At 66.0% G+C, this 20815-nt stretch carries 16 protein-coding genes; 10 read left to right on the top strand and 6 right to left on the bottom strand.

All coding sequences use genetic code 11. The features are described 5' to 3' along the window. Positions 1-48 precede the first annotated feature (48 nt). Both NA5_RS31280 and NA5_RS31275 read right to left on the bottom strand, forming a co-directional pair. Positions 49-867 (bottom strand): crotonase/enoyl-CoA hydratase family protein, encoded by an 819-nt coding sequence (locus tag NA5_RS31280; RefSeq protein WP_062992568.1) that lies wholly within the window; start codon positions 865-867, stop codon positions 49-51. Further along, positions 867-2396: an acetyl-CoA acetyltransferase gene (locus tag NA5_RS31275; RefSeq protein ID WP_062992565.1), complete on the bottom strand. Its 1530-nt coding sequence runs from the start codon at positions 2394-2396 to the stop codon at positions 867-869. The genes NA5_RS31280 and NA5_RS31275 overlap by 1 nt, the downstream gene beginning before the upstream one ends. A 110-nt stretch (positions 2397-2506) precedes the next feature. Here NA5_RS31275 and NA5_RS31270 point away from each other — a divergent pair, with 110 nt between their 5' ends. The 4 genes from NA5_RS31270 to NA5_RS31255 all read left to right on the top strand — a co-directional run bounded on the left by NA5_RS31270 (position 2507) and on the right by NA5_RS31255 (position 6843). Beyond that, the gene (locus NA5_RS31270; protein ID WP_062992564.1) at positions 2507-3256 is read left to right on the top strand and encodes a crotonase/enoyl-CoA hydratase family protein; all 750 of its coding nucleotides are present in this window, start codon (positions 2507-2509) and stop codon (positions 3254-3256) included. A gap of 179 nt (positions 3257-3435) precedes the next feature. Continuing rightward, positions 3436-4545 (top strand): glycoside hydrolase family 183 protein, encoded by a 1110-nt coding sequence (locus NA5_RS31265; RefSeq protein WP_062992562.1) that lies wholly within the window; start codon positions 3436-3438, stop codon positions 4543-4545. A gap of 126 nt (positions 4546-4671) precedes the next feature. Further along, positions 4672-5919 carry an erythromycin esterase family protein gene (locus tag NA5_RS31260; protein ID WP_062992560.1) on the top strand — a complete coding sequence of 416 codons (1248 nt, stop codon included), beginning with the start codon at positions 4672-4674 and terminating at the stop codon, positions 5917-5919. A gap of 222 nt (positions 5920-6141) precedes the next feature. Further along, entirely contained in the window at positions 6142-6843 is a 702-nt protein-coding gene (locus NA5_RS31255; protein ID WP_062992558.1) for a class I SAM-dependent methyltransferase, read from the top strand. A gap of 532 nt (positions 6844-7375) precedes the next feature. On the opposite strand, the gene NA5_RS31250 is transcribed toward NA5_RS31255, so the two are convergent. Further along, complete coding sequence (locus NA5_RS31250) at positions 7376-7972, bottom strand: alpha/beta hydrolase family protein (protein ID WP_062992556.1); 597 nt, start codon at positions 7970-7972, stop codon at positions 7376-7378. A 301-nt stretch (positions 7973-8273) separates the two neighbouring features. Here NA5_RS31250 and NA5_RS31245 point away from each other — a divergent pair, with 301 nt between their 5' ends. Next, positions 8274-10109, top strand: coding sequence for an acyl-CoA dehydrogenase (locus NA5_RS31245; RefSeq protein WP_062992554.1), 1836 nt, complete (start codon positions 8274-8276; stop codon positions 10107-10109). 50 nt (positions 10110-10159) lie between these two features. Here NA5_RS31245 and NA5_RS31240 read toward each other — a convergent pair whose 3' ends face one another. Further along, entirely contained in the window at positions 10160-11284 is a 1125-nt protein-coding gene (locus NA5_RS31240) for a GGDEF domain-containing protein (protein ID WP_062992552.1), read from the bottom strand. Positions 11285-11519: 235 nt separating this feature from the next. On the opposite strand from NA5_RS31240, the gene NA5_RS31235 reads away from it, so the two are divergent. Then, a complete protein-coding gene (locus tag NA5_RS31235) occupies positions 11520-12623 on the top strand; it encodes a glycoside hydrolase family 183 protein (protein WP_062992550.1) in 1104 nt (367 codons plus the stop codon). Positions 12624-12630: 7 nt separating this feature from the next. Here NA5_RS31235 and NA5_RS31230 read toward each other — a convergent pair whose 3' ends face one another. Beyond that, positions 12631-14661: a VanW family protein gene (locus NA5_RS31230; RefSeq protein WP_062992548.1), complete on the bottom strand. Its 2031-nt coding sequence runs from the start codon at positions 14659-14661 to the stop codon at positions 12631-12633. 286 nt (positions 14662-14947) lie between these two features. Here NA5_RS31230 and gnd point away from each other — a divergent pair, with 286 nt between their 5' ends. Together gnd and prcB are read left to right on the top strand one after the other, a co-directional pair. After that, positions 14948-15979, top strand: coding sequence for a phosphogluconate dehydrogenase (NAD(+)-dependent, decarboxylating) (gene gnd, locus NA5_RS31225; RefSeq protein WP_062992615.1), 1032 nt, complete (start codon positions 14948-14950; stop codon positions 15977-15979). Positions 15980-16072: 93 nt separating this feature from the next. Further along, a complete protein-coding gene (gene prcB / locus NA5_RS31220; RefSeq protein ID WP_062992546.1) occupies positions 16073-16873 on the top strand; it encodes a proteasome subunit beta in 801 nt (266 codons plus the stop codon). Between the two features lie 130 nt (positions 16874-17003). On the opposite strand, the gene NA5_RS31215 is transcribed toward prcB, so the two are convergent. Next, positions 17004-18320: an acetyl-CoA C-acetyltransferase gene (locus NA5_RS31215; protein ID WP_062992543.1), complete on the bottom strand. Its 1317-nt coding sequence runs from the start codon at positions 18318-18320 to the stop codon at positions 17004-17006. A gap of 230 nt (positions 18321-18550) precedes the next feature. Between NA5_RS31215 and NA5_RS31210 the strand changes: the two genes are divergently transcribed. After that, positions 18551-19909 (top strand): 3-oxoacyl-ACP reductase, encoded by a 1359-nt coding sequence (locus tag NA5_RS31210; protein ID WP_062992541.1) that lies wholly within the window; start codon positions 18551-18553, stop codon positions 19907-19909. Beyond that, positions 19909-20775, top strand: coding sequence for a MaoC/PaaZ C-terminal domain-containing protein (locus tag NA5_RS31205; protein WP_084484561.1), 867 nt, complete (start codon positions 19909-19911; stop codon positions 20773-20775). The genes NA5_RS31210 and NA5_RS31205 overlap by 1 nt, the downstream gene beginning before the upstream one ends. Positions 20776-20815: the final 40 nt, after the last annotated feature.

Below are 20815 nucleotides of genomic sequence, written 5' to 3'. Positions count from 1 at the left end.
CGCGAGCTCCGCTGCGCCTGCGTCTCCCGGACGCGTTCGGACATCGGATCAGCGTCCCTGCCACTGGGGTTCGCGCTTCTGCGCGAAGGCGAGCGCACCCTCGGCGGCATCCTTGGAGAACAGCGCGGGCAGCGCGATTTCGCCCTGTTTGGCGAATCCCTCTGCGACCGACCAATCCGGGGATTCATCGATGATCCGCTTACTCGCCGCCACCGAAAGCGGTGCGGCCGCGACGATTTCGGCCGCCAGCGCCAATGCGCCGTCGAGTGCCGCGCCGGGTTCGGTGAGCCGGTTGACCAGCCCGAGCTGGTAGAGCCGTTCGGCATCGATGCGGCCACCGGTGAGTGCCAGCTCCGCGGCAATGGGGCGCGGCAGCCGCTGGGTCAGTCGCAGTACGCCGCCGCCCGCGGCCACCAGACCGCGCTTGACCTCGGGGATACCGAACTGGGCATTGTTCGCGGCGACAATGAGATCGCCGGAGAGCGCGAGTTCGAACCCTCCGGCCAGCGCGAAACCCTCGACGGCCGAAATCATCGGCTTGACGGGCGGTTTGGCGGCAATGCCGAGTGGACCCCGGTTGGGGGTCATCGGCATCTCACCCTTGGATGCCGCGACGAGATCCATTCCGGCACTGAAGGCCGCGCCCGCGCCGGTGAGCACGAGCACACGCGCGGCATCGTCGGCCTCGAATTCGTCGACGGCCGCCTCGATGGCCTGCGCGGTGGCCAGGTTGACGGCATTGCGGGCTTCCGGGCGATTGATGGTCAAAAGCGTTATCGGACCACGCTTTTCGACCAGCACAAGATCGGGCTCACCCGTCTCCCGGCCGCCACCGCTCACGGAGTCGCTGTGCGATGCTGAATTCATTAGACGGTCCTCTCGGTGAGCATGATGAGCTTATCGGCGGCGATCACATCGGCGTCCGCGCCGATCGGGTCGCCGTCGGTGAACGCCGCGACGGTTTCCGAATCGGACGCCCGAACCAGTATGCGGGCACCGGCCGGAGTCAACGCGCTGATCACCACGGCCTCGGGTTCGTCGGCGTGTTCGGGCGCGGGCCCCTTGCGGTAGGCGACGGTGTAGGCCTCGACGGTTGCCGGACCGGTGTAGCCGGGTGCCGTATCACGCCGTGCTACAGGCACTTCCGGTTCGACGGCATGGAAGAGTCGCGCAGGTGGGCGGGCGGAGTAGACACCGATGGCGTGCTTGGTGATGTACCAGCCGAGTGCGCTCGCCAAGCCGTAGGCCGACGGGTCATCGCGCAGCCGACCGGCCAGCGTCGCGATCGAATGGGTCGCGTAGTTATTGCCGGGGCCGCCAGCGAAGGTGAGTCCGCCGGTGACCGACAGCGGACGCGCCGGATCGTCGATCGGCAGCCCGAGCGCCTCGGCCGCGACCTGCACCGCGACCGGGAAGCACGAGTACAGGTCGATATGCGCGACATCGTCGATGTCGATACCCGCGCCCGACAATGCCGCCCGCCCGGCCGCGGCGATGGCCGGTGACCTGGACAGATCCGCGCGTTCGGAGACGAACCACTCATCGGTGGCGCTCGCCCCGCCGTGCGTAAAGACCCAGCGGTCCCTCGGCACGCCCGCCGCGTCGGCCGCGGCCGCACTGCACAGGATCAGCCCCGCGCCCTGATCCACGGACAGGTTCGCGACGAGCAGCTTCGGATAAGGCGAGGACACCATGCGATTCGTGCGCGTCGGCGTCATCAGATCCTGGATCGAGTGTTCGGCGGGCTGCCACGCATACGGATTCCGGGCCGCGACCGCCGAGAGCCGCGACCACAGTCCCCCGATCCGCTCGCGATGCGCGGCCTCGCTCAGGCCGAGCCGTCCGCGCAGCGCGGTCTCCATCAGCGCATAGAAGTAGATCGGCCCCCACAGCCCCGCCGCCGTCTCCATCTCTGAATTGGGGCCGCGCTCGGTGCCGATGAGCTCGGTCGGTCGCACATCCTCGCCCTGCTCTGGCCAATCGAGTGCGGCGCCGGTGCGGGTGGCCGCATTCCAGGATGCGACCGATTCGGCACCGGTGATCAGGGCGACCTCGCAGCGTCCGTCGGCAATGGCCTGGGCGACGGTATTGACCAGGCGCTGCGGCGCGTCACCGCCGAATCGCGCGGATTGCAGTGTGTGCTTCGGCGCGGCGCCCAATTCCGCCGCGACCAACCCGCCGAGATCCGGATACGGCCTCGTCACCGGGGCCGCGGCCGCGATCAGATCGGCCGAGCGCAATAGCCGGTCCCCGGTGCCGCTGTCGGCGCCCGCGCGGCGCAGCGATTCGGCGGCGAGTTCGACCGGTCCGGGCAAGCCGGGCTCGCCGGTGCGGTGCACGATCTGTCCGACGCCGACGAGCACCGGTGTGCGCGGGTCCAATCCGGGTGGCAGCACGGTTCCTCCACTCTTTACCGTCAATGTTGACGGTAACTTGCGTTCGATTAGAGCAAACCGCATGCGTGCAGGCAATAGCCCTCGAACTGACCCGCGGGTAAGATCCGGGAATGGCTTCGAATATCGAGCTGGAGTTCGTCGACGACCGCGCCTACGTCAGGCTGAACCGGCCGGATAAGCACAACGGCCTGACCATCGAGATGCTGCGCGATCTCGTCACGACCGCGCATGCCGTCGCAGGCCACAAGGAGGTCCGCGCGGTCATCCTGTCCGGCAACGGCCCGAGTTTCAGCAGCGGCCTCGACATCGCCGGGGCCAAGCGCGATCCGCTCGCCGCCGTCCGCGGCTTCATACCGCTGCCATGGCGCGGCACCAACACCTTTCAAGAGGCCTGCTGGGCCTGGCGTCGACTCTCGGTGCCGGTGATCGCGGCGGTGCACGGCCACTGCTACGGCGGCGGACTGCAGATCGCAATGGCCGCCGATGTCCGCTTCGCCAGCCCCGACGCGGAGTTCTCGGTAATGGAGGCCAAGTACGGCCTGGTCCCGGATATGACCGGCGCGGCGACGCTGTCCCGGCTGATCGGCGTCGACAAGGCACTGCTGCTGGCCATGACCGCCGATATCGTGGACGCCGCATACGCCGAGCGGATCGGCCTGGTCACCGAGGTGACCGCGGATCCGATCGCGGCGGCGGAAAGGCTCGCCGATCGCATCGCCATCCGCCCCCCGCGCGCCGTCGCGGGCGCCAAACAACTCTTCGATCGCTCCTGGCACGCCTCGGCTCGGCGCACCTTCGCCATCGAACGGGCCTCCCAGCTGCCGTTGATCCTGCGGCAGGCCATATCCCGTAGTCGCTGATCACAATTCAGGTAGCGCTACGCTTACAAGTTTCCAATCGAATCACTCAAGCCACCAATTTCCGCGGTTTCGCTGTTAGCATCTTGAACGATTTGCCAGCCAGCCGAAATGTGACACGACACACGGTGTGGGGGCGTGCGTACCGTGCCACTTCGGCCAGAACCGGAGGGCTTTGAGACTTGCACAAAACCGCGTCCGCCTTGCTCTCGGCACTGGCAGGAGCTTCGGCATTGCTCCTCGCAGCGACTACCCCAGCCACGGCAAACCCCAATGCGATCAATCCGATCCCGGTATTGAACGGCACCAATGGACTTCCCAATCTGGTCGGCCGAACCAGGGCGGTATTCCAGGTGACCGGCATGGCCAGCCCGAATAACACCCAGTCCTATAACGTGCTCGGCACCGATCTGGGGATCATGTGGGATAACGGAAACGGCGAGATGCTGACCGCATTCGGCGATACCGCCGGACTCGGCCTGCCGAATCTGCTCGCGGGCAGCACCTGGGCGTGGCGCAGCAATATTCTCGTGCGCAGCCACACCCACGATCCGTCCAACGGCATCTACTTCGACAGCGTCGTGCGCGATATCTTCGGCCAGGCGCGCGATCTGATTCCCAGCCCGAAGATTCCATTCATCGAGATCAGTCGGATCCCCACCGCTGGTATTTCGGTCGGCGGCGTGCAGTACATGAGCCTGATGTCGGTGCAGAGCTGGGACGATATCGGCCGGTGGACCACGAATTTCTCCGGACTCGCCGTCTCCGGCGATAACGGTGAGACCTGGGCCGAGCTACCCGAGACCCGGCGGCCGAATGAGGGCGGCAATGCCAACTTCCAGATGAACGCATTCGTCAAGGACGGTGGCTACGTCTACGAATACGGCACCCAGGCCGGGCGCAACCGGGCGGCATACATCGCGCGGGTCCGGGAAGGCGATATCGCGAACTTGGGCGAGTACGAGTACTGGGACGGCGAGCATTGGAGCAAGAAGGGCGATGTCGATGCCGCGGCGCCGATCATGGGGGGCGTCGGCGAGATGTCGGTGCAGTACAACGCGTACCTCGGCCAGTTCATCTCACTCACCACCGACCCGTTCAACTCGGTGGTCATGCGACGCGCCAGCTCACCGGCGGGTCCGTGGAGCGATCCCGAGGTGCTGATCGACACCCGCGAGCTCCCGGCCGCATACGCTCCGTCGATCTTCCCGTACCAGACCGGGCGCGATCTGTACTTCGTCACCACGGTGCACACCCAGTACAACGTGATTCTGATGCGCGCCACGCTCTAGTCCTTCCCACGGCGCATGGCCGCGGCCTGCCCGCGGCCATGTGCGAAATGTTCCACCGACTTGACCTCAATGGCACTTCAGGTATGAGGCTGGGGCGAGTCGAGTCGTCGAGCTTCGGGAGAGACCATGGGCACCACCCTCGCATCCAGCGAATCGGATACCGGCACTTCGGATTTGCGCGAATGGCTGCGCACACAGGCACGGCCGATTTTCGATACGGGTTCGAATAGCGTCGGATCAGATATCGCGGAATTGAACGAGCGGCTGGGATCGGCGACCGTGGTCGGGCTCGGCGAGTCGACCCGGTTTTCCCGACAGACATTCGGACTGCGTGAGCGGGTATTCCGGGTGCTCGTGGCGAAATACGGTTTTCGCGCGCTCGCGGTACAGGACAGTGCGCGTTCCGGTGAGCGGCTCGATGCCTATGTGCGAACCGGCACCGGTGATCCCGAATCCGTGCTCGCGGATGCGTGGCGGCCGACCCGGACCGCCGAAATGGCGGCGGCACTGGGGTGGATTCGTGAATTCAATAAGGAGCACCCGGAAGATCCCGTGCGGATTTTCGGCGTCGAGCCGCCGCGCGCCGAACCGTCGGATTACGATGTGGTGCTCGATTATGTTCGAAGGCATGCACCGGATCGGTTGGCCGCCATCGAATCCCACCTCGACCCGATACGCACCGCGCATCAGATCGATGAACATGTGCAGCGCCATCAGGGAATTCACCCCGGGCGCGCCTTTGTCGACGACGCACGCGATGCCTTGAATTTATTCGAAAAGCTTCCGACCACAACAGAATTCGAAAACGCACTGACACATCTGCGGCTCATCGTCGAATTCCACGAGAAAAGCGTCGCCGGACAGGGTGGTTTCGCGCGCGATGAGCGGCCCGCCGCGGATCGCGTCATCGAATGGCAGCGAGATACCGGCGTGAAAATCGCGTATTGGGACGGCATCGCCCACACCGCGGCCCTCACCCTCGGCGCCGGTCCGGCGGAGACCTCCGAATTCCGTGGCACCGGTAGCTATTTGCGCGAACATTTCGATGCCGGGTACGTCTCGGTGGCCATCGGTTTCCATCACGGGGACCTCGGTATGGCAGTGGCACCGGAACCGCAGCCGGAGCTGGTCGACGCAGCGCTCGGCACAGTGGATCTGCCCGCCTTCTACATCGACTTGCACAGCGCCGCACCGGAATCGGTGCGGCAGTGGCTGCACGGTCCGGCCAAGCTGCGCACGATCAGCGGCATCTACGATCCGGCCGAGGACGCCACCGCCCACACCACAGTGCGATCCCTCGCAGACGCTTTCGACGTACTCGTCCACATCCGCGAGACCTCACCGGTGCACTGGCTACCGCAAGCGAGCGCCTAGAGCTCTGGCCGACCAGCAACGATATCCCCGACGCACACGGCGGAGGGATTCGCGATCGTGGCGGGTGCGCAATGCGCGGCCGTCACGGGTGCACGCCCACCACGCGGCCGCACGGCGCACGCCTAGCACGCAGCGCAGGGCGGGTCGTGGGGCGATCGCGGCTGGGCGGGCATCGCATGGCACAGGAGCATCGGGCGGCGTGCGGGCAATACACTCGCGCATATGGACGCGGCCGATTGGGATACGCGGTATACGCAGAGTGAACTGGTTTGGGGTGCGCCGCCGAACAGCACCGTGGTGGAGCATGTCTACGGGTTGGAGCGGAACGCGCCGGTGATGCCGGACAGTCCCGACGGCGAGCCGCCCGCACTGCCGCGTGCCCTCGATCTCGCCTGCGGCGAAGGACGCAATGCGCTGTGGTTGGCCACGCACGGCTGGCACGTGCATGCCGTCGACTATTCACAGGTAGGTATTGATAAGGGCCGCACCATCGCGAGCCGACTGTCCCGCTCGGTCCGCAGCCGGATCAGCTGGCAGTGCGCCGATGTCACCGACCTGGATGCCGCGGGCATAACCGGCCCCTACGAACTCGTGCTGATGGTCTTCCTGCACCTACCCGCCGAGCAACGCCGTCCGCTGGTCCGCCGCCTCGCCGATCTACTCGCCCCCGAGGGCACCCTGTTGATCCTCGGACACGACACCAGCAATCTCACCGAGGGCTTCGGCGGCCCGAAGGACCCTTCGGTCCTGTTCACTCCCGACGACATCATCGATGACCTGGGCCCCGATCCGCACCGCATCCGGGTCCGCATCGCCGACCGCATCTACCGCCCTACCGAGGAACGCGACGCCATCGACGCACTGGTCATCGCCACCAAGCCCCCGACAGACCCGCCACCCGTCGAACCCGCATCCCCGAGCTGACCGACGCTGCCGCATTCTCGCCCACCACGCACGGTTCAACGCACCAGGTACATCTGAGCCCCCGCAGACCTCAGCCGACCACGCAGTCCCTCGGCATCGCCATCGCCTCCGACGCACCCGCCGGACTCATCGGTGGCACCGGTGGCACACTCGGCCGTCCGATTCTGCAGGTCCGCGGCAGGTCTGACCGTTCCCTTCGCCGAATCTGCCTCAAAGCACGCGCAGGGCCTCAACGCACATCTCAGCCGCGCAGGCCTCAGCCGACCACCCAGTCTTTCGGCATCGCCGCCGCCTCGGACACACCCGTCGAACTCATCGGCGGCATCGTCGAGGGCACGCGCGGCGGTTCGATACCGAGTTCAGCGGGCGGTCGACCGTTGTCGTCGCCGAATCCGCCTCAGAGCACACAGGCCTCAACTCACTACGCAAACATCAGATTTCACACGGGGCGCGCAAAGCGCAGGCGTGGCATATCGCGCCACCTGTCACAGGCAGCCTCGGCGTGCAGATCCCGGGCTGTACATGAGCGCCGCTACTGTGACCAGCGCTGCAACCAGGGCGTGACCGTCTCGGTGATGATGTCGAATCCCGATCGGAAGGAGTGCGGCTGACCAGGGATAACGCGCACTTCGGTGGCATCGGCGGGGTCGGGGATCCCGAATGGGTCGTTCGCACCGTTGATCACGACGACTTCGATATCGCCCGCGGCCAGCAGTTCCTCGCGACGCGTCTGCTCCGGTTTACCTGGCGGATGCAGCGGGAATGACAACGCGAGCACGCCACGCGCATCGGCGGCAATGGCGGTGCGGCAGGCCACCCGGGCGCCATTGCTGCGGCCACCTTGGATCAGCGGACCCTTCTTCACCCGCTTGCGCAGGTCGGCGACGATCTCGAGCCAGGCCTCGTCCTGCTTGACCGCGGACCCGGGCGCGCGTCGTCCCGCGACCCGATACGGCTGCATCACCCGCGCTACCGCGCCGCCCAGCTGGTAGGCGCAATCGCGAACGGCGAGAAGGTCTTTCGCGTCGACACCACCGCCGGATCCATGCGTGAGCAGCAGTAGGAACGCCGCCTTGCGCGGCTTGTCGAGCTCGATCTCCGCGGGGCCCGCGCTCGTCTCGATTCGCACAGCTTCACGGTAGTCGCCAGCTATTCGGAGATGCCCAGCCAGTCGGCCGCCAGACCTGCGTTGGCAAACGCGCTCGGTCGTCTCCTACGCGAGCCGTAGACGAACGGCAACGCATTCGAGTGTTTTTCACATCACATTTGCCCGCTCGAGCCTTTGCGCCCCCATTACCGACCGGTAATATGGCGGATAAGTTACCCGCGAGTAGCATGCGGAATACCGGCAAGGCTACCCGGTGGACGGACAACGGGCGGGAACGGCAACCAACCGACCGCACCAACTCAACGGAGAGTGAGTAACAGAAATGGGCCACTACAAGAGCAACGTCCGCGACCTGGAGTTCAACCTCTTCGAGGTACTCGGCCTCGGCACCATCCTCGACAGCGACGCCTACGGCGATCTCGACACCGAGACCGTCAAGGAGATGCTCAACGAGGTGCGTCGTCTTGCCGAGGGTCCGCTGGCCGATTCGTTCGTCGACGGTGACCGCAACCCGCCGACCTTCGATCCCGAGACCCACACGGTCACTCTCCCCGAATCCTTCAAGAAGTCCTACCGCGCGCTGGAAGACGCGGGGTGGGCCAAGGTCGCCGTCCGTGAGGAACTGGGTGGCCTCGGCGCCCCGAGCGCCGTCTCCTGGGCGCTGGGCGAGATGATCCTCGGCGCCAACCCGCCTGCTCAGATGTACGCCGCCGGTGCGGGTTTCGCGCAGGTGTTCTACAACAACGGCACCGATGAGCAGAAGAAGTGGGCCCAGATCATCGCCGATCGCAACTGGGGCGCCACCATGGTGCTGACCGAGCCGGATGCCGGTTCCGATGTCGGCGCCGGGCGCACCAAGGCGATCAAGCAGGAGGACGGCTCCTGGCACATCGAGGGCGTCAAGCGCTTCATCACCTCGGGTGACTCCGACGACCTGTTCGAGAACATCATGCACTTGGTGCTGGCCCGCCCCGAGGGCGCCGGTCCGGGCACCAAGGGCCTGTCGCTGTTCTACGTGCCGAAGTGGCACTTCGACTTCGAGACCCAGACCCTGGGCGACCGCAACGGTGTCTTCGTCACCAATGTCGAGCACAAAATGGGCATCAAGGTCTCGGCCACCTGTGAGGTCACCTTCGGCGGCCACGGCGTGCCCGCTAAGGGCTGGCTGGTCGGCGAGGTGCACAACGGCATCGCGCAGATGTTCGACGTCATCGAGAACGCGCGCATGATGGTCGGCACCAAGGCCATCGCGACCCTGTCGACCGGTTACCTCAACGCACTGGACTACGCCAAGCAGCGCGTCCAGGGTGCGGACCTGACCCAGATGACCGATAAGGCCGCCCCGCGCGTCACCATCACCCACCACCCGGACGTGCGCCGCAGCCTGGCCATGCAGAAGGCCTACGCCGAGGGTCTGCGCGCCATCTACCTCTACACCGCCGCGCACCAGGATGCGGACATCGCCGAGCTGGTCTCCGGCGCCGATAAGGATGTGGCCTTCCGCGTCAATGATCTGCTGCTGCCGATCGTCAAGGGTGTCGGTTCCGAGCGGGCCTACCAGTACCTGACCGAATCGCTGCAGACCTTCGGTGGCTCCGGCTTCCTGCAGGACTACCCGATCGAGCAGTACATCCGCGACGCGAAGATCGACTCGCTCTACGAGGGCACCACCGCGATCCAGGCGCAGGACTTCTTCTTCCGCAAGATCGCCCGTGACCGCGGCGTCGCGCTGGCCCATGTGGCCGGACAGGTGCAGAAGTTCATCGAGTCCGAGGCGGGCAACGGCCGACTGAAGGCCGAGCGCAAGCTGCTCGCCACCGCGCTCGAGGATGTGCAGGCCATGGCCGCCACGCTGACCGGGTACCTGATGGGCGCCCAGGAGCAGCCGAGCGAGCTGTACAAGGTCGGTCTGGGTTCGGTGCGCTTCCTGCTCGCCGTGGGTGACCTGCTCATCGGTTGGCAGCTGCTGCGTCAGGCCGACGTCGCCATCAAGGCACTCGACAATGGCGCGACCGGTGCCGACGAGTCGTTCTACCAGGGCAAGGTCGGCGTCGCGCAGTTCTTCGCACGCAATGTGCTGCCGGAGCTGACCGCGACCCGCGCCATCCTGTCCAACGTGGACAACGACATCATGGAGCTGGACGAAGCGGCGTTCTGATCCAATAGATTTCGCAGACAGCGGCCCCGGAATCTCCGGGGCCGCTGTTGTTATTCGGTGCGGTGCACCATCTCTCGGACGGGCTCGGCGAGCGGGATCGTCGCGTGTTCCGAATCTTCGGCAAGCACAACCGTATTGCCGCCCAGCCGTTTCGCTCGATACATCGCGTCGTCGGCACACCGCAGCAGCAACTGCGGCCGTCCGGCGTCCGTGCCGCAGTCGCACACCGCGACTCCCACACTGACAGTGACGGTGACGGGTATGCCGGGCGTCTCAGCCACGGCACGCCGCAATCGCTCGCCCAGACTCAGCGCGTCCGCTCGATCCAACTGATCGACGACCGCGAATTCCTCCCCACCGGTGCGGGCGACGACGGCATCGGCATCGACCGCGGCACGCAACCGCTCGGCCGTCGAGGCCAGCACCTCGTCGCCGATGGTGTGGCCGAAGGTGTCGTTGACCGCCTTGAAGTGGTCGAGGTCGAGGGTGATCACACACAGTTGGCGCTGGTATCGAGAACGGTGCGCGTAGTAGTCGAGTCCGCGGCGATTCAGCAGCATGGTCAGCGGATCCGAGAGCACATCGAGTCGCAGCACCCAGTAGCAGAATTGCAACGCGGGCAGCACAACGACGATGGCCGCGACCATGATCAAGACCATCGCACCGGCCAGCGCGAGATCATTGCTCTGCGCATCGGTCACCAGCAGCACGGCCAGCGCACCCACCGTGAGCAGCGACCATCCGGCATGCGCGGCAAGGGCCTTCGGACTGTGGAAGAAGGTGATGTAGGCGCCGGTGACCACCAGCAGCATCGCGCTCAAGGCGCCGTACACCCGATCGCTGTCCACCAGGCACGACGCCGTGATCGCGAGATCCGCCCAGGTCAACATGGCCAGCGAGGTGATCGCGCGGGGCCACGGGAACAGCCACCAACGAACCGTCCACACCACCGCCGTCGCACCGGCCGCGGCGAAGATGGTGCGGTTCACCGTCCCGGCCGGACCGGCGGGCGACATCCAGATCAGGATGTTGATCACGAGCATGATCGCACCGCCCGCACCGATGATCGCCTTGATCAGGCGCAGCCCGGAATGGGATTCGAGAGTCCGCACGAACCAGCGATAGTGCGCCGGATCGCGCCACCAACTGCGAAGTATCGCGCGACTATCACCCATGGAGCCACCGCCTAGCGTTCACGAAATCCTGCTGGATGTACCGAACAGCTTTGCCATTTCGAGCGACCATTAAGCAGCGGTGACAGGCCAGCCCCTGTCGAAGCCTCCGTCTCCTGGTGATCTTCAGTGTAGCGACGGTCACATGTCGGGCTCCAGCGCGTAGCAGCCGGACACAGGTCACGAAACGGTGCACAATGACCGGGCTAGACCGCGCGCGCAAGAAGGGATCGTCCGGATGAACCGATCGCTGTCCGCACTCACCAGAGCCGGGGCATTCGCCGCCGCACTCTCGGTCGCGCTGGCCGGACCGGCCGCCGCCGATTCGAATTTCGTGCTTCCCATTCCCGGCATCAATCCCATTCCCGGCGTCAACGGACAGCCACGCGGCCTGCCGCATCTACCAGGACCGACCCAGGCGGTCTTCCAGATGACCGGCATGGACAGCCCCAATCGCACCCAGAACGTCAATGTGCTCGGCACCGACCTCGGCGTCATGTGGGACGACGGCAACGGCCGGATGATCACCGCCTTCGGCGACAGCGCGGGCCTCGGCTTCCCCAACCTGCTCGTCGGCAGCGTCTTCGCCTGGAGCAGTCAGGTGGTTTTCCACAGCTCGACCAAGGATCCGTCGCACGGGATCTCCTTCGACGACGCCGTGACCAATCCGCTGCCCAGCCCGAAGATTCCGGGCATCGAGATCAGTCTCATTCCGACAGCGGGGATTTCGGTCGATGGGGTGCAGTACATGAGCCTGATGTCGGTGCGCGAATGGGGTCAGCACGGCAAGTGGGCGACCAACTTCTCCACCCTGGCCGCCTCCGGTGACGGCGGTGGGACCTGGACCCCGCTGACCACCACCCGACGCGCGAATGTGGACGGGCACCAGAACTTTCAGCAGAACGCGTTCCTGAAGGACGCCGGTTACATCTACCGCTACGGCACACCCGCCGGTCGGCTGAATCCCGGATTCGTCTCGCGGGCAAAGGAATCCGATATCGCCGATCTCGATCGCTACGAGTACTGGGACGGCAAGGAGTGGAAGCCCGAGGCCAAGGACGCCACACCGATCGTCGGAGATGTCAGTGAGCTGTCGGTCATGTGGAACGAGCACCTCGGCAAATTCATCATGCTCACCACCGATTCCACGAATTCGGTGGTGCTGCGCACCGCACCGGCGCCGGAGGGACCGTGGAGCGAGTCGGAGGTGCTCGTCGACGGCACCGCGCTGCCGAGTGCCTACGCGCCGATGATCTTCCCGTATCAGACCGGCAGTGACCTGTACTTCTTGCTGTCGGTATGGAACCAGTACAACGTGCTGCTGATGCGAGCCCCGCTGTAGCAGTTATCTACTCGCACTTCACCACTGGTACCGGGTCGTACTTCACCGTCCGCGTGCTGCGCGAGATCTCGCGACCGGTTTTGCGGTCGGTGATGACTCGGGTATCGGAGATGGTGAAGCCCGGCGCCCCTTCGGTGGCGATGCAATCCTTGCCCTTGGGCAGTTTGACCGTGGTCGGTTCGGTGGGCTTGGTCTTCTCGCCGGTGATGGATTCGACATTGACGGTCTTGGTGCCCCAGAGGCGAACGGTGACCTCGGAGTCGGTGGTCGATGTTTCGATGTAGACACCGGATTGGCTGTTGTTGCGGAACTTGAGGTCGATGGCGCCGTCGAAGACGGTGGCCTCGCGCGCCGCCGGATAGCGGGAAATGTAGTAGCTGTGCTCGGTGTGACCGGCATCCTCCATACCCGCGAAATAGGCGGCGTTGTAGAGGGTGGTCGCGAACTGGCTGATGCCGCCGCCGACCGCGGTGCTCGGGCGACCGTGATCGATGATGCCGGATTCGACGTAGCCCTCAGCGGTGCCGCGCGGGCCGGTGAAGTCGTTGAGCGAGAAGGTTTCTCCCGGCTTGACGATGGCGCCGTTCACCTTCTTGGCCACCACGCGGATATTTACACCGGAGGGCCCGCTGAAGCCGCTGGTGGTGAACTGACCCATGACCTCGGTGACGCCGAGCGCATTGGCGGCCTCGGTGGTGAGCTTGGGATCCACCTTCTCGTAGACGGCCTGCGCGGTGCGCTCCTGCGGTGCGACGACGAGATTGGGCAGCTGCTCGAAGGTCTTCGCCCAATTGATCTTGTCGCCGATCACGGCCGGAACCACCGTCGCGGTCGATCCGGTCACGGCGAAGGTCGCATCCTTGGCCTCGACCTCGGACGGCGCGAGTTGCGGACCGAGCACCCCGAGTGCGACATCCTGTTTGAAGGTCGCGGCGAGACCGCCCTGACCGTCGGGGGCGAAGGACAGTATGGACGCGATCTGCTCCGGTTCCAGCTTGCCCACGGCATCGTTCTTGCCCGCGAACACGATCGGCGCACTCACCGCCGGTTCGGCGATGCTGTGCAAGGCCTGTTCGACCGCCTCCGCGCGCACGGCGATGGGCGCGGCCGTCTCCGGAAGATCGAGCAGCGCACCGAGATACCAGTTGTCGATGAGCGCGGCACGCGCGGCAGGCACATCGAGGATGCGCCCGGGTACCGGTGGCACCGCGACCGGGCGGGCGCCGTCGAAGGCGATGGTGCCCTCGACCGTGGCGCGGTCGTGCACGCGCAGGGCGGTGAGCTGGGCATCCAGTGCGTTGTCGTCGACGGTGCTGGCGATCGGCACCGTATGCGTGACGAACAGCGAGGTCAGTCTGGTGATCGGGTTGAGCGGCTGGCCGCCGATGCGGGCCAAGGTGGTATCCCAATCCGCGGCAAGGCCAGCGGTTTTGGGCGTGAGCCTGGTCTGCACGTCGCCGATCTGCAGTGGCAGTTCCTGGTCGACGCGCGGATCCACCGCTGCGCGCAGCTGGGCGGCCGCGTCCGAGGTATCTTTGCCGCCGATATCGATTCCGGCCACCACGACACCGCGCGGTACATGGCCCGAGGAAAGTACAAGATCGGCGAGGTAAGCCAGTCCGCACACCGCGATCAGTGCGCCGACGCCGATGCCGATGCGTTTGGCGATGGGCGATCTGAGCCCGCTCGGTCTGGACGGCTGTTCGGGTGCGCGACGCCGCGGTGCGCCGGTTGCCTTGGGCCGCCGGGATGTCCGCAGCGGCTCGGTCGGCATGGCATCCCCGGCCCACTCCGATGACTGATGTCCGGACGGCGGCTGTACACCCGACTCATGCCGCGCCGCCTGGTAGGGCTGCGCCGACCGAGGCCTGGGTGGTTGCGGCGGCCGCTGATCCGCGGCAGGAGCCTGTTGCGCGACGGTACGCGGCGGTGGTGGCTGCTGCGGTGTGGCGGAACGAGCCGAGTCGAGGAGCTGTCGTAGTCCGACTTGGCCGCCTTCGTTTCGGTCGTGCCGTCCGGTACTCGATTCGCTCGTCACGAACCGTCCTCCCCGCTCGATTTCAAGGAGCTCGCACGGTGCGAGCCCCGCCAACGATAATCGTCACCACCGACATCGTCAGCACAGCACGGTCCACCAGCAAATCCCGTGCAATGGACCGCACCGCACATGGAAGGGCCCCGCGTAGTTGCCGGGTCGGGGGTCTGGCAACTACGCGGAGCCAACCCGTTTATCGGTTCGGCGCACCGCGCGTTACACACGCGCGGGACAATCGGAGCTGAATCCCTGCCACCAGGGCTCCACACGCGACGAGGAGATGGATGGAATGCAGCTGGGAATGATCGGCCTGGGCCGGATGGGCGGCAATATCGTGCGCCGGATTGTCAAGGACGGACATACCGCCGTCGGCTACGAACGCAGACCCAAGACCGTCGACACGCTCGTCGCGGAACTGGGCAGCGATGGTTTCCAGGGCGGCACCGATCTGAAGGACTTCGTATCCAGGCTGGACACCCCGCGCGTGGTGTGGGTGATGATCCCGGCCGCGGTCACCGGTCAAGTGATCGACCAGGTGGCCGAGCTGCTCGAACCCGGCGACATCATCATCGACGGCGGCAACAGCCGCTATCACGACGACATCGCGCGCGCCGCGGCATTGCGACCCAAGGGTATCCACTACGTCGACATCGGCACCTCGGGCGGTGTGTTCGGTCTGGACCGCGGCTTCTGTCTGATGATCGGCGGCGAGCCCGAGCCGGTGGCGCATCTGGATCCGCTGCTGAAGTCCATCGCACCCGGAGTCGAGGCGGCCGAGCGGACGCCGGGCCGCACGGGCGAGCCCTCACCCGCCGAGCAGGGCTATCTGCACTGCGGACCTGCGGGTGCGGGCCACTTCGTGAAGATGGTGCACAACGGCATCGAATACGGCGCGATGGCCGCCTACGCCGAGGGTCTGAATATCCTGCACAAGGCCAATATCGGCGCGACGCACGATGCCGTGGCCTCCGCCGAGGAGACCCCGCTCGAACATCCGGAGTGGTACCGATACGACATCGACGTGCCGGAGGTGACCGAGGTGTGGCGCCGTGGTTCGGTGGTCGCCTCGTGGTTGCTGGACCTCACCGCGAGTGAGCTCTACGCCGATCCGACGCTGGCATCCTTCGACGGCCGGGTCTCGGATTCCGGTGAGGGCCGCTGGACCCTCGACGCCGCGATCGATACCGGCGTCCCCACGCCGGTGCTCGCGGCGGCACTGTTCGCGCGATTCTCCTCGCGAGGCGAGGCGCTGTACGCGGACAAGATGCTCTCGGCCATGCGCAAGGCGTTCGGCGGTCACATCGAGCTGCCCGCGAAATAGGACTAGCCGCGATTCGGGCCCGATCGGATTCGCCACCGCCGGTGGGAGTTCGGTGCGCTGACGCACGGGGCGCGAGTCGTTACCGTGAGAGGTATGGAGTTCGCGACGTCTTCCTTCTCCGAGAACCTGCGCCGATACGCCCCGGAACTCCTGCCGGGCAGTGATTTCGGCAAGGCCACGGTGCGCGGATCGGATATCGCGCCGCATGGCACCACGATCGTGGCCGTCGCCTATCGCGGCGGCGTGCTGCTCGCCGGTGACCGGCGCGGCACCATGGGAAATCTACTGGCCAGCCGGGATATGGAGAAGGTCTTCATCACCGATACCTACTCGGCGGCGGGTTTCGCGGGCACGGTCGGCATGGCCATCGAGATGATCCGGTTGTTCGCGGTCGAACTCGAACACTACGAAAAGATCGAGGGCGTCGGTCTGACCTTCGAGGGTAAGGCCAACAAGCTGTCGAAGATGGTGCGCGACAATCTGCCTGCCGCACTGCAGGATATGGCGGTGGTCCCGGTGCTGGTCGGCTACGACCTGAGCGCCACCGACCCGGAGAAGGTCGGGCGGATCTTCTCCTACGATGTCGTCGGCGGGCGCAGCGAGGAGCGCTTCGGCTACACCGCGGTCGGTTCAGGTTCGCTGTTCGCGAAATCCTCGCTGAAGAAGACCTACAGCCGCGGCATCGATGAGGATCAGGCGCTGCGGATCACCGTCGAATCGCTCTTCGACGCCGCCGAGGACGACACCGCCACCGGCGGCCCGGATCTCACTCGCGGCATCTATCCGACCGTGATCGTCATCAATTCCGAAGGCGCGGTGGAGGTTCCGACGGATCGGCTCGCCGAGATCACGCGCGGACTGGTCGAGGATCGTGCGGCACTCGCCCGCGAATGAGTCCTCAGGGCCTTGCCGGGAGTTCGCCGATGTCACCGCGAAATAGATTGGTGCCGAAGAGTACTCGCACAGTGCGGCGCCGAACAGGAGGTGGAGTCGGACGAGCCGGACGCCACCTCCTGTCGGCTGTCTAGCGCTCCAGGATCGCGACGACGCCCTGACCGCCCGCGGCACAGATGGAGATCAGCGCGCGGCCGGACCCCCTCTCCGCCAACATCTTCGCGGTGGAGGCGACGATGCGGCCGCCGGTTGCGGCGAACGGGTGGCCCGCGGCGAGCGAGGACCCGTTGACGTTCAGCTTGCTGCGATCGATCGAACCGAGCGCGCCGTCCAGGCCCAGGCGCTCCTTGCAGTACTGATCCGACTCCCACGCCTGCAGGGTGGCCAGCACCACCGAGGCGAAGGCCTCGTGGATCTCGTAGTAATCGAAGTCCTGCAGGGTCAGGCCGTTTCGGGCCAGCAGACGCGGCACCGCGTAGGTCGGCGCCATCAGCAGGCCGTCGGGGCCGTGGATGTAATCGACCGCGGCGACCTCGGAATCGACCAGATGCGCGAGCACCGGCAGGTTGCGCTCGGTGGCCCATTCGTCGCTGGCCAGCAGCACCGCGGAGGCGCCGTCGGTGAGCGGGGTCGAGTTACCGGCGGTCATGGTGGCATCGCCCAATTTGGTGCCGAAGACCGGCTTCAGGGTGGCCAGCTTCTCGATGGTCGAACCGGGACGCAGATTGTCGTCGCGGGTCAGGCCGAGGAACGGGGTGATCAGGTCGTCGAAGAAGCCGCGGTCGTAGGCGGCGGCCATATTCTTGTGCGACAGGTAGGCCAGTTCGTCCTGGGCCTCGCGCGCGATGCCGAATTCCTTGGCGGTGATGGCGGCGTGCTCACCCATGGACAGGCCGGTGCGCGGTTCGGCATTGCGCGGGATTTCGATGCCGAGCATCGCCGGACGCAGCTGACCGACCAGCTTGAGGCGGTCCTTGTTGCTTTTGGCGCGGTTGGCGTCGAGCATCCACTCGCGCATGGATTCGCTGACCCCGATCGGGGCATCGCTGGTGGTGTCGGTACCACCGCCGACACCGGCATCGATACGACCGGCGGCGATCGCGTCACCGACGGTGACGATCGCCTGCAACCCGGTGCCGCAGGCCAATTGAAGATCGTGGGCCGGGGTGTAGGGGCTCAGCTTGCTGCCGAGCACGCTCTCACGGACCATGCCGTGCTCGCCGACCCGCTTGAGCACCGCGCCGCCGACGACCATGCCGAGGCGTTCCCCCTGCAGACCGAACCGGCTCACCAGGCCGTCCAGCGCGGCGGTGAACATGTCCTGATTGGAGGCGTGGGCATAGGCCTTATCGGAGCGGGCGAACGGAATCCGGTTACCGCCCACGATCGCAACCGGGCGTGGGCCCTTCTTTGCCGTGCTCTTCGCTGAACGGGCTTTGGTTGTCACTCGAGTCTCCAAGGTCTCGTCGGGTGCCCGGTGGGCCGTTCGACACGGAACTATCCGCGCAGATCGGCGCCCCGTCGCGGTTGGTTTACTTTAAACTTACTCTGGAGTAAGTTTGTTGTCGACACCGTACCCCCGCAAGTCTGCGAAAATTCGCGCCGGGGCATGCGCAGATCACGGCAACGCAGCCACCGGCGGGCCGAAACCACGACACACGAGAAAAGGGAGAAACAGTGGCAGCCAGCAAGAGCAAGGGTGCTCCCAACCTCTACGGATCGTTCGTACACTCCGCTCCCGGCCAGTTCCTGGCAAGTAAGTTGGGCCTGCCGCAGCCGGAGAACCTGCGCCGCTACCAGGCCGGTGAGCCGCCGCTGCCCGGTCCGGTGCTGCTCGGCGGCAAGGGCCGGGTCGCCGAACCGGTGCGTACCCTGCTTTCGGACTACACCTTCGCCGACGCGCCCGCCGCGGGTCAGAAGTACGGCGCGCTGGTATTCGACGCGACCGGCATCGGCACGGTCGAGGATCTCTCGCAGCTGTTCGAATTCTTCCAGCCCGCCATGCGCAGCGTCGCGGCGTCCGGTCGCATCGTCGTCATCGGCACCACCCCGGAGCTCACCGCGGGCGTGGACGAGCAGATCGCCCAGCGCGCGCTCGAGGGCTTCACCCGCAGCGTCGCCAAGGAACTGCTGCGCGGCGCCACCGCCCAGCTGGTCTACCTGCACCCGCAGGCCTCCGCCACCGCGTCCGGCCTGGAATCCACACTGCGCTTCCTGCTTTCGGCCAAGTCGGCCTTCGTCGACGGTCAGGTCATCCGGGTCGGTGCGGCCGACGCGGTGGCCCCGGCAGCCTGGGATAAGCCGCTCGACGGCAAAGTCGCCGTGGTCACCGGCGCGGCGCGCGGCATCGGCGCGACCATCGCCGAGGTGTTCGCCCGCGACGGCGCGACCGTGATCGTCGCCGATATCCCGGCCGCCGGTGAGGCCCTGTCGGCCACCGCGAACAAGGTCGGCGGCACCGCGCTCGCGCTCGACGTGACCGCGCCCGATGCCGCGGAGAAGCTGGCCGAATTCGCCACCGAGCGCTTCGGCGGCATCGATATCATCGTGCACAATGCCGGTATCACCCGTGACAAGCTGCTCGCGAATATGGACGAGGGCCGTTGGAATTCGGTCATCAATGTGAATCTGGCTGCCCCGCATCGCATTACCGAGGGCCTGGTGGCCCGTGGCGCGCTGAAGGAGGGCGGTCGGGTGATCGACGTATCCTCCATCGCGGGCATCGCGGGTAACCGCGGGCAGACCAACTACGGCACGTCCAAGGCCGGTGTCATCGGCATGGTCGACGCCGAGGCGCCCAAGCTGGCCGAGAAGGGCATCACCATCAACGCCGTCGCGCCCGGTTTCATCGAAACCGCCATGACAGCGGCCATCCCGCTGGCCACCCGTGAAGCCGGTCGGCTGATGAGCTCGCTGCTGCAGGGCGGACAGACCATCGACGTCGCCGAGACCATCGCCTACTTCGCCAGTCCGGCATCGAATGCGGTGAGCGGCAATGTGGTTCGGGTCTGCGGTCAGAGCCTGATCGGAGCATGATGACCGAGACGATCACGCTCACCGAACCTCCCAAGAACAGCAGCCTTTTCGTCAAGGCCGCGCTCGGTGCGGTACCGGTGCCACTGGTCTCGGCGCGCAAATCGACGCTGCCCGATCGCGTCGTCCGGTTGCAGGGCCTGCGCGTCGACCCGGATCACCTGGCCGCCTACTGCCGGGCGACCGGACTGCGGTTCGGCGACTCGCTACCGCTGACCTATCCGTTCATCCTCAGCTTCCCGCTGGCGATGCAACTCGTTGTGGCACGCGACTTTCCGTTCGTCGCGGTGGGTGCGGTGCACGCGCAGAATCTGATCGAGCGCAGTCGCGAGATCTCGGTGAGCGAGCCGCTGGACTTCAGCACGCATATCGAGAATCTGCGCGAGCACCCGAAGGGGCTGCTGGTAGATGCGATCACCGAGGTGAATGTCGGCCGCGAGCTGGTGTGGCGTCAGGTCACCACCTTCCTGCACCAACAGCGCACCTCGCTCTCGGGCGAACCGAAGGCCGAGCCGAAGCCGGAAGAGGTTCCGCCACCGCCGATGCGGACCGTTCGGGTGGATCAGAAGACGATCACCCGGTATGCGGCCGCCTCCGGTGACCACAACCCGATCCACACCTCGGCATTGGGCGCCAAGGCCTTCGGCTTCCCGAAGGCGATCGCGCACGGCATGTGGTCGGCGGCGAACATTCTCTCGAATGTCGAGGGGCGGATTCCCGAAAAGGCCAGCTACACGGTCAAATTCGGTAAGCCGATTCTGCTGCCGTCCACAGTGAATGTGTATGCCGACCAGGTCGACGGCGGTTGGGATCTGGCGCTGCTGCATCCGAAGAAGGGGTATCCGCACCTGACGGCCACCCTGCGCTGACCCGACGTCGGAGCCGCACTCCTGGTTCGGAGTGCGGCTT

This window comes from Nocardia anaemiae NBRC 100462 (genome assembly GCF_001612725.1).
Taxonomy (GTDB): Bacteria; Actinomycetota; Actinomycetes; order Mycobacteriales; family Mycobacteriaceae; genus Nocardia; species Nocardia anaemiae.
Note: the sequence above shows the minus strand (reverse complement) of the source record. Positions and strands in the feature narration are given on the sequence as shown.

Coding starts and splice junctions, on each gene's coding strand:
- NA5_RS31280 (WP_062992568.1), bottom strand. CDS start 867: ATGAATTCAGCATCGCACAGCGACTCCGTGAGCGGTGGCGGCCGGGAG.
- NA5_RS31270 (WP_062992564.1), top strand. CDS start 2,507: ATGGCTTCGAATATCGAGCTGGAGTTCGTCGACGACCGCGCCTACGTC.
- NA5_RS31260 (WP_062992560.1), top strand. CDS start 4,672: ATGGGCACCACCCTCGCATCCAGCGAATCGGATACCGGCACTTCGGAT.
- NA5_RS31255 (WP_062992558.1), top strand. CDS start 6,142: ATGGACGCGGCCGATTGGGATACGCGGTATACGCAGAGTGAACTGGTT.
- NA5_RS31245 (WP_062992554.1), top strand. CDS start 8,274: ATGGGCCACTACAAGAGCAACGTCCGCGACCTGGAGTTCAACCTCTTC.
- NA5_RS31240 (WP_062992552.1), bottom strand. CDS start 11,284: ATGGGTGATAGTCGCGCGATACTTCGCAGTTGGTGGCGCGATCCGGCG.
- NA5_RS31235 (WP_062992550.1), top strand. CDS start 11,520: ATGAACCGATCGCTGTCCGCACTCACCAGAGCCGGGGCATTCGCCGCC.
- gnd (WP_062992615.1), top strand. CDS start 14,948: ATGCAGCTGGGAATGATCGGCCTGGGCCGGATGGGCGGCAATATCGTG.
- prcB (WP_062992546.1), top strand. CDS start 16,073: ATGGAGTTCGCGACGTCTTCCTTCTCCGAGAACCTGCGCCGATACGCC.
- NA5_RS31205 (WP_084484561.1), top strand. CDS start 19,909: ATGACCGAGACGATCACGCTCACCGAACCTCCCAAGAACAGCAGCCTT.